This is a genomic window from Streptomyces sp., assembly GCF_036524955.1.
Taxonomy (GTDB): Bacteria; Actinomycetota; Actinomycetes; order Streptomycetales; family Streptomycetaceae; genus Actinacidiphila.
Genome location: NZ_DATDBG010000087.1, coordinates 15,599 through 30,366, shown reverse-complemented (window position 1 = coordinate 30,366; position 14,768 = coordinate 15,599). Strand labels below are relative to the sequence as shown.

Below are 14,768 nucleotides of genomic sequence, written 5' to 3'. Positions count from 1 at the left end.
GCGTCCGGTGCGGTGCGTCGCAAGGCGCCGGACCGGCCTCGCAGTGGGCCTGCTCGGTCGATGCGGCGGCGCCGCGGGGTGCTGTGCCGGGCGTCGCGACGGGCAAACTCCGGCTGACGCGGCACTAGCTGCCCGTGTTCGGGACGAACTTCCCGCTCTTGACGATGATTTCGGTGGTCGTGATGCCCGAGGGACGGCGCTGGTCGTCGAAGGAGAACGACCCCTTGAAGTACACGCTGGGCAGCTTGAGGCCCATCTCCAGGCCCTTCTTGATCCCGGCTCGGGTCGCTCCGCCCTTCTCCGCCACGAAGGCGAGGTCGGTGAGCGCGTCGTACGCCATCACGTTGAAGGCGTTGGGCAGGGCGTGGTACTTGGAGTGGAACTTGGTCACGAACGCCTGCACCAGCGGGTCGGGGTCGCCCGGCAGGAAGTCGCCCGGCAGGATGTCGCCCTCGGCGTCCGGGCCGGCCAGGTCCAGGAACTGCTGCGTGTTCTGCCCGCCGAAGAATCGTCCCTTGAAGCCGACGGCCCGGATCTGCTTGGCGATCAGGGCGCCGTCCGGCGCGTAGCCGAGGTGGACCAGCGCCTCCGGCTCGGAGTCCCGCGCCTTGAGCAGAACGGGCCGGAAGTCGGTGGAGGTCGGCAGGAAGGAGGACTTGTAGGTGACCTGGATTCCGGCCTGCCCGGCCCACTTGGTGAAGGCGTCGTAGGCGCTCTTGCCCCAGTCGGTGTCCTGGTAGACGACGGCGACCTTCTTGACGTACTTCTTGATGATCTCGACGTTCTTCTCCTGGAGGAAGTCCTGCGTCTCGCAGGGGCTCCACATCAGGTCGCCGCCCTTGGTGAAGTCCGGGTTGGAGTTCGTGAAGCCGTACTGCACCATCCCGCCGCGCTGGTAGATGGGGGACGCGGCCATGGAGGCGGAGCTGGAGAAGTCGCCGAGCTCGGCCACGATCTTGCTGTCGTCCACGAACTTGGTGGCGATGGGCCCGGACTGCTTGGGGTCCGACTGGCTGTCCTCCCAGCGCAGTTTGACCGGTCTGCCGCCGATACCGCCCTTGCCGTTGATCTCGTCGAGGGCCAGTTGGAAGCCCTGCTTCCAGTAGGTGCCGTACTCGGCCTTGTCACCGCTGAGCGGCGCCGAGACACCGAAGTAGACCGGTCCCGAGGACGGGGCGTCGCCGCCACCGGAGTTGCCGCAGGACACGAGCGAGACGGAAACGGAGAGCAGACTCGCTCCCGCGACGAGCATGCGACCACGACGCTTTCCGAGCATCGAGAACCTCTCTCTTTTTGAGCGCGCCGACATGAACCGTTGCCATGGCAGACACAGGGTGCCGCAGCGGATTCCGGCGCTTGCTGCCGAAGGTTTCGGGCGGAGTTGAACGCTGCTGGCACCGCCGGAATCCGGCCGCACTGCGCGGAGCCGGAGAATGGTGGAGAATGGTGCAGGGCGACGACGGTGTCAGTTCCCCAGAGATTTCGGGACGGCTGAAATGGGGCGGAAGTCTCTCGGTAACACTGCGAGAGTCACCACTGTGTCGTGTGCCACATTGCACGTGGGTGCGCTGAAGCGCTGAAGCTGGCCGATCATAACGCAGGGCGTCGACGGCAGTCGGCCGCAGGTCGCCGTTCCGCAATCCGAACGGAAGTTCCGACTACCGGAATGAACCGGTTCTCGCCGTCCGCCGTACCGCGGTAGGACGATGCTGCACCCGGGGGTTATGGGAGTTCAAGCGAAACATTGTTCGTCCGCCTATAAGCGGAGGTTATCCCCGGCCCGGGGAGGCCACGCGCCGGCGCCCGTTGGGTGTGGCCGACGCGGTGAGGCACAGTTCGTCCGCGCGCCGCTCGGCGACCCGGCTCACGTCGGCCGCGGCCGCGCTCAGGGCGGCCAGCGTGGCGCGAACACCCGGCACCCGGGCCAGATCCGGGGTGCACACCGCGCTCACCCGGCGCACCGCGGGCGGGTCCACGGGCCGCAGCCGCAGCATCGGCAGCCGCACCACGGACAGGATCAGGTCGGGTACGAGGGCGACGCCCAGCCCCTTGGCCGCCAGGCTCTGCAGGGCCACGTAGTCGTCGGTCTCGTACGCGATGTCCGGGCTGAACCCCGCCGCGGCGCACGCGTACATCAGGTGGCCGCGGCACTGCGGACAGCCGGCTATCCAGCGGCTGTCCCGCAGGTCGGACAGGGAGATCTTCTCCTCGGCGGCGGCCGGGTGGTCGGCGGTCAGGACGACGTGCACCGCCTCTTCGAGCAGTGGGTACGAGACGGTGTTCGCCGTGGCCGCGGCCGGTGGCCGGTCCGGCTCGGTCGAGTACGAGAAGACCAGCGCGATGTCGCACTCGCCCCGGCCGAGCATGGCCAGCGCCTGCTCCGGCTCCGCCTCCACCAGCGAGAAGCTCACCCCGGGATGGGCGGTCACCATGTGGGACAGCGCTCCCGGCACCACGGAGGCGGTGCCCGAGGGGAAACTGGCGATCCGGACCTTGCCGGCCCGCAGCCCGGTCACCGCGGCGACCTCGGCCTCGGCCAGCGACATCGCCGCCAGCACCGACGTGCCGTGCCGCAGCAGCACCTGCCCGGCCTCGGTCAGCAGCATGCCGCCCCGGCCGCGCAGCAGCAGCGGCGTACCCACCAGCCGTTCCAGCGCCTGGAGTTGCTGGGTGACGGCGGGCTGGGAGTACCCCAGCACGCGCGCCGCGGCCGAGATCGTACCGAGCTCGCTGATCTCCTTCAGCACGCGCAGGTGTTTGAGTTCAATCATCTGCCAGTTATAAATGAACTGAATAGCAGGTACAACCAGCTTGTCGTTGAATGAGATCGTTCCGCCGTGCCAGAGTCTGACTGCCGGGGCGGCATGTGCGGCCGAGGGCCCCTCCATCGGCCGCACAGGCAGTCCCGGCAGCATTGCCGACTCGGAAGGCTGGCATGACCGTGATCCGCAACACCGCTGATACACAACGCGAGTGGGTGCACCGCGCCACCAGGTCTCTGGAATCGGCCGCGGACCACGACACCGGTACGCGGCTGCTGCGCTTTCCCCTACCGCGTTCCTGGAACATCGACCTCTTCCTGCTGGACGAGTCGTCGAATCCGACCGGTTCGCTCAAGCACCGGCTGGCGCGCTCGTTGTTCCTCTACAACCTGGTGAACAACCGCATCGGACCGCAGACCGTCGTCATCGAGGCCTCCAGTGGTTCGACCGCCGTTTCCGAGGCGTACTTCGCGAAGATGCTGGGTCTTTCGTTCATCTCGGTCGTACCGGCCAGCACCAGCCCGGAGAAGATCGCGCTGATCAACAGCTACGGCGGTACCTGCCATCTGGTGGCGAACCCCGGGGAGATATCAGCGGAGTCGCTGCGCCTGGCGGAGCAGACCGGCGGCCACTTCATGGACCAGTTCACGTACGCCGCGGTGGCGACCGACTGGCGGACCGCCAACATCGCCCAGTTGATCTTCGACCGGATGTCGGACCGTGACCGGCCGGAGCCGGAGTGGATCGTGGTCGGCGCCGGGACCGGCGGCACCAGCGCCACCATCGGGCGGTACTGCCGCTTCCGCGGCCACGACACCAAGGTGGCCGTCGCCGACCCGGAGGGGTCCGCTTTCTTCGACGCCTGGACGACCGGGGACGACAGCGTGGTCGCGACGGGGTCACGGATCGAGGGCATCGGGCGGCCCCGCGTCGAACCGTCCTTCATCCCGGCCCTGGTGGACGCGATGGTACGCGTCCCCGACGCGATGTCCCTGGCGGCCATGAGGCTGCTGCACGACCTGACCGGTGCGCATGCCGGCGGCTCGACCGGCACGAACCTGGTGGCCGCCTTCCGGCTCATCGCCGACATGGTCGCCGAGGGCCGTACCGGCAGCGTCGTCACCCTCATCTGCGACTCCGGCGCCCGCTACAGCAGGACCTACTACAACGACGCCTGGATCCGCGCCCAGGGCCTCGACCTCGACCCCGCCCTCCGCTCCCTGCGCGGTTTCCTGGCCACCGCCACCCTCACGGACTCCCAGCTCACCCCCTACGCCGCCTACCAGCGCGCCGCGTACGCCGCTCCGCGCTGAAACCGGTGCGGCGCGCCGCGTACGCCGCTCCGCGCTGAACCGCGTGCCGCCGGCCTCGGACCGCCGCCCCCCTCGGACCACGTGCTGACGCCGGCTCCGGGCCACTTCCACGCCGCGGCCGTGGCCCGCGGACTCATCCAGCCGCGGGCCGATGGGGCCGCCGTACGGGGTCCTGCCCCGCCTCGGGCACCCGCCGGGCCGGTGCTGTCCGCTCCGGCCGCCACGGTCTCGTGCGCCCCGGCCGCCCCGCGGATCGCCCCCGGCAACGGCGGGAGCGGCGCTCACGTGACGGGGGTTGCGGCGCCCACGGTGACGGGGGTCGCGTTTCTGACGGTACGCCGCAGGGGAGCCTCCCGGGTGGCTCGGAAGATCCCGGGTCTCGTGACGGAGGGGGACTGCGCCGGTGAATGGCCGGGTGATGGTGCTGGGGGGTCGCGCGAACGTGGTGGAGGCCGCCCACGACGCCGACGTGTCCGTGGTGTGGCTGCACCAGCCGGGCTCGTTCGACGACCAGGTGCGGAAAATCTGCGAGCGAGTCGTGGAGATCGACCTTGCCGACGTGGCCGCCGTCGAACGAACCGTCGAAGACCTGCACGGCGAGCGGGCCTTCGACCTGGTGATCTCACTGACCGAGGAGTGCCTGCTGATGGCGGCCCGGCTCAACGAACGGCTGGGTCTGGGCGGCAACACCGTCCGTACGGTCACGCTGCTGAAGGACAAGGCCCTGATGCGCCGGCGGCTGGCCGAGGTGGGTCTGAGCCCGGTACGGTCACAGGTCGTCACCGACGCGGGCGCGCTCACGCGCTTCATGGCGCGCGTCGCGGGGCCCGTGGTGCTCAAGCCGAGCACGGGAGCGGGCAGCGTGCAGGTCTTCCGGCTGGAGTCGCCGGAGCAGGCGGAGCAGGTCTGGTCGCGGTTGGCAGCGGGCGGCGGCCCGGTGCCCGCCATGCTGGCCGAGGAGTTCCTGACCGGCCGGGAGATCAGTGTGGAGGCCTTCTCGCACCAGGGCGTGCACACCGTCGTGGCCACCACCGACAAGACCCTCACCGAGAATTTCGTGGAGGTCGGTCACACAATTCCCGCCGCGCTGGACGACGACACCTTCGCGGAGGTCGCCGGACTGGTGACCGCGTTCCTGGACACGGTCGGACTGACCGTGGGGCCGTCGCACACCGAGGTCAAGCTGACGCCCGCCGGACCGAGGATCGTGGAGTCGCACAACCGGATCGGCGGGGGAAGCCTGAACGACCTGATCCGGCTGGCCCGGGGCGTCGACTTCGCCCGGCTGTCGGTCACCGTGCCCCTGGGACTGGAGACGGTGCCCCAGCCGCCGTACGCGGACCGGGGAGCGGCGGTGCGTTTCGTCCAGCCGCCGGCCGGGGTCGTGCGCGGTGTCCACGGCGAGCGCGAGGCCGCCGCCGTGGAGGGAGCCGAGCTGAGGTCGCTGACCACCGCCGGCGCCGTGGTGCCGCCGTTGCGCTCCTCGCTGGACCGCGTCAACGGGTACGTGGTCGCCTCCGGCCGGGACGCGGCCGAGGCCGTGCGGCGCTGCGAGCAGGTACTGCGGACGGTGCAGGTCGACACCGAGCCGCTGCCCGGCCAGGGCGGCTGAGCCGTACCGGCCGACGGCCGCCCGGCGGGTCCGCCCGCTTCCCTCCCGGTGCCCGGGACGGAAGCAGCCAGGACGGCCCCGACGCCGGCCGTACCGCCCCGCCGTGGCGCCCGGTGGGCACGGCGGGGCGAGCCGGTGACCGTCGGACTCAGCCGGCGACCGGCGCCAGGACCTCGCACTCGATGACGTACCGTCGTGCGACGTCGTCGATCCGGAAGGCGACCTCGTCACTGGTCGCGCCCCGGAAGCGGAACCGGCCGCCGGTGTGCTCGTAGAAGGCGTCGGCGTCCGGGATGACGGTTCCCGGGGCCGGTACCTTCTCGGCGTACGGCCCCCGCGGACCGGCCATGGGCGTGCTGGCGACCACCCGGCACGGACGGGGGACGGTGAGCGGGACCAGCAGCCATCCCGCGACGGGTTCGTCCGCGGACAACCGGGGCAGGGACGGGTCTCCGCCGGTCTGCAGGGTGCACTCGGCGTGCATCAGGTCGATGCCGTGCACCTCGCGCCACAGCCAGGGGATCTCCGCTCCGCCGACACGGGCGCCGACTTCCAGGAAGACGGGGCGGGTGGTGCCGTCGGCGTGCGTGTCGAGGAACAACTCCAGGTGGAACACCCACGGCTGGTCGTTCAGACCGGGGATGAGCACGGACAGGTAGCGCTCGATGGCCTCGACCGCCTCCGGATCGTCCATTTCGAACGAGCCGAGACGATCGCCCGTGGTGAAGCCGAGGCAGGTGTTGAGGTAGCGGCTGGCCCGCCACGGGCCCAGTCCGTCCCGCTGGTACAGGCCGTCCACGTGCACGATCGGCAGGTCCAGGTACTCCTGCACCATCATGGGCCGGTGTGCGTCGAAGGACAGGGTGTCCAGGTCCGCCGGGCCGGACAGCCGGCGCACGCCGTGACTGGCGCTCCCCCGCAGCGGCTTGACGATCACCGGCCAGCCGTGGCGGTCGGCGAACTCCCGCACGGCCTGCCGGTCGGGCGCCGCCGCGAACGCCGGCATGTCCAGGCCGAGTGTGGCGACCGCTTCGGCCATCGCGTACTTGTCCAGGAAGCGGTGCAGGTCGCCCGGTCGGGCGCCGGCGGTCCCGAACTCCTCGCGCAGGCGGGAGACGACCGGCAGGTCGCCTTCCTTGAGCGCCACGATCGCGTGCGGCGCGCCGTGCCGCTCGGCGAGTCCGGCGACCGCCGCGCGCAAGGCGGCCGGGTCGTCGGTCCCGGACACCAGGACGACCTCCGCGGCGTCCTGCGGTACCGACAGCCTGCCGACCTCGGTGGTGATGTAGGTGACCGGGCGGGCGGTGTGGTCGAAGTACTGCTCGTAGTGCGCGTACCTGTCCTGCCAGCGGTGCACGACGACGATGTGGCCCGTACCGTCGTCGGCGAATCCGGACGGGCGGCTCGAAGGTGCCGTGAGCAGCGTGTCTGGAGACGACGTCTCGTCCGAGCCGGTCGGCGTATTCGTCACGGCACTCCTATTCTTTGCGAAGCGGTGGCGGCTACACCATGTGACGGGCTCCGGGCAGTGGTCAACGCTGCCTCTCCCGCATACCGGCCAGAATCGGCCGATGCGGTAAAGCAACGGAATCGGCAACATCCGTGGCGCGGGTTTTGCTCCGCGCGGGGCTTCCGAAGGCCGCCGGAATGACGATGAACACCGGCGCACGCCGACACCCGTGAGCCCCGCAACCGGCGTATTCCCGGCAGCGCGCGCCGTCTTGTGCGCTGCGGCCGGGCGGACCGCGCCTCGGCGTCGCCGACCGCGACAGGCGCGGCATACGCCCTTGGAGGGCCGGGCCTGCCGGTGGGAGGTGAACTTGCCGGTACAGGGGCGGGGCAGCCCTTGTGACGTGGTCGTCGGCCCGCTCCCGAGGCCGCACAAAGCTCTTTTCCCCGCTGTCTCACTTGACGCCGACTTTTCACGGAAGTGGCCGGATTTTTACTCATCTTGACGAAACTTGACACCTCGTTCATTCTGTTCACCGGCTGCCGTCCTGAGGGCCTTGCGCATGGGTAATTCCAGTCCCCGAGTGTCGACACTCCAAGAGGAGCCGCTCACCATGCCTGCCGCTGAAACGAGCCAGACCGAAGCCGTCGCCTTAAAAGCCACCGGCGTCGGGCACAGACCTTCCGACGACCCGCGCGAGTCGATGCGCCGCCTCCCGGAAGTCCTGCAACTTCCCTTGACATACCTGACGGGAAAGCCATACCGAGGGCAGCGCGGATTACCGGTGACCCCGACCTTCCACCTGCTGGCCGCGGTCACGTCGATGGCGGGCGGTGTGGCGATCAGCGCCGTCGCCCTGCACGCCGCCGTGTCCTTCTGGCTGCTGCTGCTCCCGGTGGGCTGGGTCGTCACCCTGCACGGCATGCGCAACCTGCGCATGATGGTGTTCCACCAGTGTGCCCACCGCAACATGTGGGCCCGCACCCGCACCGACCGGGTCGTCGGCCGGCTCGTCGCCGGACTTCTCGTGGTTCAGGGCTTCGAGCAGTACAGCCGCGAGCACGTCGCCGACCACCACGCGGTGCATCACATGACGTTGCGGGACCCGACCGTCCAGGCGTTCCTGGTGAGTCTGGAACTGCGGCCCGGCATGCCGCGCGCGACGATGTGGCGCATCGTGACCCGCAAACTGCTCTCGCCGCGCTTCCACCTGTCCTTCGCGGTGGCGCGGGTGCGCTCCTACGCCGGCAACGCCTCGCGGACGACGCGGGTGGTCACGGCGGTCTGCTACGCCCTCCTGGCCGCCGGTTCGATCGCGTCGGGTCTGTGGCCGCTGCTCCTGCTGGGCTGGTGCGTACCGCTGACCGTGCTGTTCCAGATCAGCAACACCCTCCGCCTGTGCGTGAAGCACACGTTCCCCTCGGCCGACACCACCGAGCGCCGCGGGAAGGCGTACTTCGCCTCGCTGACCAACGCCATCTTCCTGGGCGAGGCCGCCCCCGCACCCGCGCTCCCGCCGGTGCGGCGGCTTCTGGCCTGGACGCGCTGGGCCCTGCGGATGGGGCTGGTGCACTTCCCCGCCCGCTACCTGGTGCTCACGGGCGACACGGTGGTCCACGATTTCCACCACCGCCACCCGATGAGCCGGCAGTGGGCCGACTACGTCTTCGCACGCCAGCGCGACATCGAGTCCGGGCACCCGGGCTGGCCGGACTACCAGGAGGCATGGGGCCTGGCGGCCGCCGTCAACCGCGTCTTCGACTCACTGTCGGCAGCCGACCCGGCGGAGTTCGACCCGGAGCGTCTGCCGGAGGTCAGCAAGCGGGAACTGTTCGCGGCCTTCGACGACTGAGCCCCCCGCGTCGCCCGCTGCCCGACTCGCCCGCAATTCCCCCGGTCGCGTGACCACATCAGAAGGAGACCCATGTCCCCCCACCAACGCCTGGTTGTCCTGGGAGTGGCCGCCAGCGACGTGCACGTCGTCGCCAACAAGCTCATCGAGATGCACCTGCGCGCGAACGGCCTGACGGTGGTGAACCTCGGAGTGTGCACGCCGCTGCGCGAGTTCGCCGCGGCGGTGCGCGCCAATCCGCAGGCCGAGGCCGTGATCATCGGCAGCCTCAACGGACACGCCTACGAGGATCTGCAGGAGCTTCCCGCCCTGCGCGCCTCCGGCCGGCTGACCTGCCCCGTCGTCCTCGGCGGCAACCTGTCGGTCGGTTCCGGCAAGGCCCACGACGAGGCCGCCCCCTTCTACGCACTCGGAGTCGACCGGGTGCTGCGGGACGCAGCGGAACTGCTGCCCGCCCTGGACGGGTTGCGGGCCGAACGGGAGGCGGCGACGGCAGCGGACCGGTCGCTCAGATCGCTCGCGGTGCCGGCGTGATCCCCTCACTGGACCCCGGGTTCCTGGCGTCCCTGCCCAGCCGTCAGGAGATGGTGCGGACCGTCGCGGACGTCACCGCCCGCAAGGGGAGCGCCGTGGACGTACTGCGCGGCGCGCGCGGGAGCGGGCGGCCGGCTCTGCAGCCGCGCTGCGGGGTCGGGGCCCACCGGGCCATGCTCGACCTGCTCACCGAACTGGAGGAGGGCGCGGCGCCCGACCTGCTGACGGTGACCATCGACTCGCACACCCGGCTGCGGCGGTTCGCGGTGGCCGCGCGGACACTGCGCGAGAATCCCTCCCACCTCAACGGCTACCCGCTGGTGACGCACGGCTGGCGGCGCGGGCTGGAACTCAACGCTGCGGTCGGCGCGCCACTGCAGATCCGTCACGGCTCGCCCGACGCCCGGGAGCTGTTCGTGACCGCTGTGGCCGCCGGCATCACGTCCTTCGAGGGCGGCGGCATCTCCTACAACCTCCCGTACAGCAAGGACGTCCCGCTGGAGACGTCCCTGGCGGCCTGGCACGAGGTGGACCGGGCCTGCGGCGTGCTGTACGAGGAGGACGGCGTCATCGTCGACCGGGAGCTGTTCGGCACGCTGACCGCCGTCCTCGTGCCGCCCTCGGTCAGCCTGGCGGTGACGCTGCTGGAGGCGGTCGCGGCGGCGGACGCGGGCGTACGCTGCGTGTCCATCTCCTACCCCCAGGGCGGCAACGCCGTCCAGGACGTGGCGGCGCTGCGCGCGCTGCCCGTCCTGGCCGCCGTCTACCTCCCGCCGGAGGTGGAGGTGTTCCCCGTGCTGCACCAGTTCATGGGCGCCTTCCCCCGGCAGCCCGCCGCCGCCGACGCTCTGATCCTCTACGGCGCCCTGGTCGGCCGGATGGGCGGCGCCGCGAAGATCGTCACCAAGACCAACCAGGAGGCGCACGGCATCCCCGACAGCCGGGCCAACGTCGACGGCCTGCGCACCGCGGCGCTCGCCGGCTCGGAGTTCCTCGACTTCCTCAGGCTCGACGAGCCGGCGGTGGAGGAGGAGGTCCACTGGATCGTGCGGGAGGTCCGCGAACTGGTGGACCCGGTGCTGGCGGCGGCGGGCCCGGCACCGGGCGGCACGGCACTGGCCGGCGCCGTCGCCGACGCCTTCCGCCGGGGCACGCTGGACATCCCGTTCAGCGCCAGCCGGCACGCCAAATCCGACGTCCTGCCCGGCCGGGACGGGCACGGCGCCATCCGCTACCGTGACGCCGGGGCGCTACCCTTCTCCGCAGAAGTGCTGCGCCGCAACGCGGCCTTCGCAGGCCAGGGGGGCTGGGGCGAGCCGGGCATGATCCCGTCCATCACCGCGGACATCGGCTACTTCCTCACCGAGCGGGCGCAGACCCGTACGCGGGAGGCCAGTCCTTCCCGGTGAGCCCCGCGGACAGCGGCGGGCCCGCGCCAAGAAGCCGGCCCCGCACGACGCGTCCTTCCCGATCAGCGAAAGGTCTCCATGCGCGCCATCGTCGTCACCGCCCCCGGCGGCCCCGAAGTCCTCCGCGCCACCGACGTTCCCGAGCCGGTGCCCGGGCCCGGCGAGGCGTTGGTGCGCATCCACCGGGCGGGGGTCAACTTCATCGACACCTACTACCGCAGCGGGGCCTATCCGGCGGCCCTCCCCCTGGTCCCCGGCCAGGAGGCGGTGGGCGTGGTGGAGCGGCTGGGTGACGGAACCGGGCCCGGCCAGGACCTCGCGGTGGGCGACCGGGTGGCGTGGGCGACACGGCCCGGGACGTACGCCGAGTACGCCGCCGTTCCGCTCGGCGCGCTGGTGCCGGTGCCGGACAAGGTGACCGACGAGCAGGCGGCCGCCGGGCTGATGCAGGGCCTGGCCGCCCACTATCTCGTGCACGACACCCATCCGGTCGGCGCGGGCGACACGGTCGTGGTGCACGCGGCGGCCGGCGGTCTCGGCCGGCTGGCCGTGCAGTTCGCCGCGTCCCGGGGGGCGACCGTGATCGCCACCGTGTCCGTACCGGAGAAGGCGGAGGCGGCGTTGTCCGCAGGCGCCCGGCATGTGGTGGTGCGCCGGCAGCAGGAGCCGAGCGCGGCGGTGCGGGAGTTGACCGGGGGCCGCGGTGCGGACGTGGTCTACGACTCCATCGGTGCCCCGACATTCGAGGACTCGCTGTCGTGTCTGCGTCCGCGCGGACTGCTGGTGCTGTGCGGGGCGTCGGGTGGCCAGGTGGCGCCGTTCGCACTGGAGAGGCTGCGGGCAGGGTCGCTGTTCGTGACCCGGCCGTCCCTGGCCGATCATGTGCGCGGCACCGGGGCGTTGCGGGCGCGGGCCGCCGAGGTCTTCGCCGCGGTGGCGTCGGGCGTACTCGAACTGCTGGTCAGCGAGTCGCTGCCGCTGGAGCGGGCTCGTGAGGCGCACACCGCGCTGGAGTCCGGGACGACGACCGGGAAGCTGCTGCTGCACCTGGACGGGTGACGGCGGCAACCCCCTGGAGCGCCCGGTGCCGTGCCGGGACCGGGCCGCCGCCGGGTGGGCCGACGGTGCGTGAGCAGGTCACCAGAGAGGGATGGCTGTCTATGCTGCGAACGTTACGCCGGGTCGCTGCCGGATATCTGCCGCGGAGCCGGGCCGGGCGCATCCTGGCCGCGGGGACGTGCGTGGACGCGCTCGGCAGCGGCCTGTTCTTCGCTTCGTCCGCCCTGTACTTCGTCGGGGTGATCGGCATCCCCTCCTCGCGGGTGGCCTTCACGATCACGCTCGCGGGCGGGCTGGCCCTCCTGGCACCGGTGCCCATGGGGCGGCTCGCCGACCGCCGCGGCCCGGCCTCCTTCTACATCGCTCTGCTGGTGCTCCGGGGGATCGGCTACGGCTGCTACGCCGCGGTGGCGTCGTTCCCGGGCTACCTCGTGCTCACCGTGGTGCTCACGGCACTGGACCGGTCGTGCGCGCCGATCCAGCAAGCCGTGGTGGTGGGGGTGGTCGGGGACGCCGACCGAACGCACTCCATGGCCTCCATCCGCGCGGTGCGCAACGTCGGTCTGACGGTCGGTTTCCTGCTGTCCGGCGCCGTGTTCGCCGCGGGCACCCGGTGGTTGTTCGTCGCGCTCTTCCTGGGCAACGCGCTGTCCTTCCTGGTCGTCGCCTGGTCCGTGCGGCGGGCTGTGGCAGCGGCAGCGGCAGCGGCACCGACAGGGCGGCCTTTCGCGGTGCACGGCCCGCAGCGGCCGGCCGGCGGCAGCGGGCCGGCCGCAGCCGAAGTCCGGAAGTCCGGCGCGCCGGTCCGCTCACCGTTCCGCGACCGCTGGTTCATGCTGTTCGCGGGGGCCAACGTCGTCCTCTCGCTCTACGACACCATGCTGATCGTGCTGCTGCCGGTGTGGATCCTGCGGGACACCTCCATCGACGCCGCGTGGGTACCGGTGCTCATGGCGGTCAACACCGTGTTGACCACCGTGCTGCAGGTGTACGTGGCGCGCTTCGCGCGCGGGCCGTCGGCGGCGGCGCGCCTCCTGGTGGCGGCGGGGCTGCTGATGTGCGGATGCTGCGGCGCCTTCGCCCTGACCCAGTGGTGCGGCGGTGGGGTGGTGGCCCTGGTCTGGCTGGTGACCGCCGTGGTCCTGCTGTCCCTCGCGGAGAACCTCAACGCGGTCGCGGTGTGGGAGTTGTCCACGGAGCTGTCCCCGGCCGCTGCCCGTGCCCGCTACCTCGGGGCCTTCAGCCTGTCCCAGGCCGGTCAGAAGGTGGCCGGTCCCACCCTGCTCGTCGTCGCGCTCATGCCGCTGGGCGTCCTGAGCTGGCCTCTGCTGGCCGGCGCGTTCGCCTCGGCGACGGCCCTGTCGCGCGTCGCGGTACGGCGCAGCCTGGCCGAACGGGCCCAGCCGGTCCCCGTCCCGGTCACTGTTCCCAGCCTGTCCTGACAACGTCGCGGAGGTGGTCGAGGTGTACCAGCACGTCCTCGTCGTGGGCGGAGCCCGCGACCTTCCCGCCCGGCTGCGGCGGATCGCCCCCGGAACCCGTACGTCGGTGATCTGCCGCAGCTCGTTCCTGCCGAGGATGCAGCAGGCGGACGAACACGTCCGGGTGATCGCCCTGGGACCGGACGCGTCCGAGGCCGAGTGGGTGCGGTGGGCCCGGGCCGTCCACGCGCGTGACCCCTTCACCGCGGTGGCCGCCTACGGCGAGCGCGACCAGGACCACTGCGCGGCCATCGGCCGCGCCCTCACCCTCCCCGCGCACACCCCGGCGACGGTCACGCTCGTCTACCACAAGGAGGCGATGCGCCGCCGGCTGCGGGAGGCCGGAGTCGACCCGACGGCGTCGGCCCGCGTGGTGGATCTCGCGGAGGCCCGGAGGTTCGTGGCCGCCCACGGCCTGCCGTGCATCGTCAAGCCGGTCACGGGTGCGGGGAGTTCGGGCGTGGCGCTGGTGAGCCACGACAGCGAGCTGGAACCGGCCCTGGTCCGCGCCGCGGGCGGTGTCGAGGGGCTGCCCGACGCCGGTGTCCTCATGGAGCAGTACCACCGGGGTCGCGAACTGAGCGTGGAGGCCTTCTCCCACCGGGGCGACCATCAGGTGGTGGCCGTCACCGCCAAGTACACCGACCCGGTGACGTTCGTCGAACTCGGGCACGTGGTGCCGGCCCCGATCGGCCGCGAGGACGCCGAGGCGCTGCACGCGCTGGTCCCCCGCGTGCTGGACGCGCTCGGCGTCACCTTCGGTCCCACGCACACCGAGGTGGTGCTCACCGCGCAGGGCCCCCGGGTCATCGAGACCCACATCCGGCTGGCCGGTGACGACATACCCCTGCTCGTCCACTCGGCGACCGGCGTCGACCTGGTGGACTGCACGGTTCGCCAGACCCTCGGCGAGGACGTCCTGCCCGGCCTGCGCCGCCGGCTGGCCGGCACCCCGACCGGAACATCGGCGGCCGTCTGGTTCGCCTCCACCCGGGAACGCGGCGTCCTGCGGTCGGTCGCCGGCGTCCCGGACGCCGAGGCCGTACCCGGTGTGGAAGCCGTGCGGATACTCGCCGCGCCCGGCGCACTGTGCGGCGGACTGGACTCGTCCTACGCCCGTATCGCCTCGGTGCGGGCCTCCGCCCCCACCCCGCAGCAAGCCGTCGCCACCGCACGCGCCGCGGCAGCCTCCCTCGACCTCCGCGTGGACCCCGAACCCGCCACCCCAGCCGGCGGCACCCCCGCCCTGGCCACGACAGCGGGCTGAGTGCGCGACATCCTCGCCGAACCCACCCT

Annotated in this window: 11 protein-coding genes; 8 read left to right on the top strand and 3 right to left on the bottom strand. The window is 71.7% G+C overall.

Going from position 1 to position 14,768, the window contains the following annotated elements:
* Positions 1–124 precede the first annotated feature (124 nt).
* On the bottom strand, positions 125–1,276 hold the full coding sequence (locus tag VIW71_RS08085) for an ABC transporter substrate-binding protein (RefSeq protein WP_331621337.1): 1,152 nt from the start codon (positions 1,274–1,276) through the stop codon (positions 125–127).
* 493 nt (positions 1,277–1,769) lie between these two features.
* The gene (locus tag VIW71_RS08080) at positions 1,770–2,771 is read right to left on the bottom strand and encodes a LysR family transcriptional regulator (protein ID WP_331621336.1); all 1,002 of its coding nucleotides are present in this window, start codon (positions 2,769–2,771) and stop codon (positions 1,770–1,772) included.
* 164 nt (positions 2,772–2,935) lie between these two features.
* On the opposite strand from VIW71_RS08080, the gene VIW71_RS08075 reads away from it, so the two are divergent.
* Together VIW71_RS08075 and VIW71_RS08070 are read left to right on the top strand one after the other, a co-directional pair.
* On the top strand, positions 2,936–4,075 hold the full coding sequence (locus VIW71_RS08075) for a PLP-dependent cysteine synthase family protein (RefSeq protein WP_331621335.1): 1,140 nt from the start codon (positions 2,936–2,938) through the stop codon (positions 4,073–4,075).
* 403 nt (positions 4,076–4,478) lie between these two features.
* Positions 4,479–5,687, top strand: a complete 1,209-nt coding sequence (locus VIW71_RS08070) for an ATP-grasp domain-containing protein (RefSeq protein WP_331621334.1) — start codon at positions 4,479–4,481, stop codon at positions 5,685–5,687.
* A 148-nt stretch (positions 5,688–5,835) separates the two neighbouring features.
* Here the strand turns inward: VIW71_RS08070 and VIW71_RS08065 are convergent, their stop codons facing one another.
* Positions 5,836–7,158 carry an ATP-grasp domain-containing protein gene (locus VIW71_RS08065; protein ID WP_331621333.1) on the bottom strand — a complete coding sequence of 441 codons (1,323 nt, stop codon included), beginning with the start codon at positions 7,156–7,158 and terminating at the stop codon, positions 5,836–5,838.
* Positions 7,159–7,921: 763 nt separating this feature from the next.
* Here VIW71_RS08065 and VIW71_RS08060 point away from each other — a divergent pair.
* From VIW71_RS08060 to VIW71_RS08035, 6 genes are all read left to right on the top strand, one after another.
* A complete protein-coding gene (locus VIW71_RS08060) occupies positions 7,922–8,989 on the top strand; it encodes a fatty acid desaturase (RefSeq protein WP_331621332.1) in 1,068 nt (355 codons plus the stop codon).
* Between the two features lie 72 nt (positions 8,990–9,061).
* A complete protein-coding gene (locus VIW71_RS08055) occupies positions 9,062–9,523 on the top strand; it encodes a cobalamin-dependent protein (protein WP_331621331.1) in 462 nt (153 codons plus the stop codon).
* Positions 9,520–10,932 (top strand): methylaspartate mutase, encoded by a 1,413-nt coding sequence (locus tag VIW71_RS08050; protein ID WP_331621330.1) that lies wholly within the window; start codon positions 9,520–9,522, stop codon positions 10,930–10,932. The genes VIW71_RS08055 and VIW71_RS08050 overlap by 4 nt, the downstream gene beginning before the upstream one ends.
* A gap of 78 nt (positions 10,933–11,010) precedes the next feature.
* A complete protein-coding gene (locus VIW71_RS08045; protein WP_331621329.1) occupies positions 11,011–11,991 on the top strand; it encodes a quinone oxidoreductase family protein in 981 nt (326 codons plus the stop codon).
* 101 nt (positions 11,992–12,092) lie between these two features.
* Positions 12,093–13,433 (top strand): MFS transporter, encoded by a 1,341-nt coding sequence (locus VIW71_RS08040; protein ID WP_331621328.1) that lies wholly within the window; start codon positions 12,093–12,095, stop codon positions 13,431–13,433.
* A 22-nt stretch (positions 13,434–13,455) separates the two neighbouring features.
* The gene (locus VIW71_RS08035; protein ID WP_331621327.1) at positions 13,456–14,739 is read left to right on the top strand and encodes an ATP-grasp domain-containing protein; all 1,284 of its coding nucleotides are present in this window, start codon (positions 13,456–13,458) and stop codon (positions 14,737–14,739) included.
* Positions 14,740–14,768: the final 29 nt, after the last annotated feature.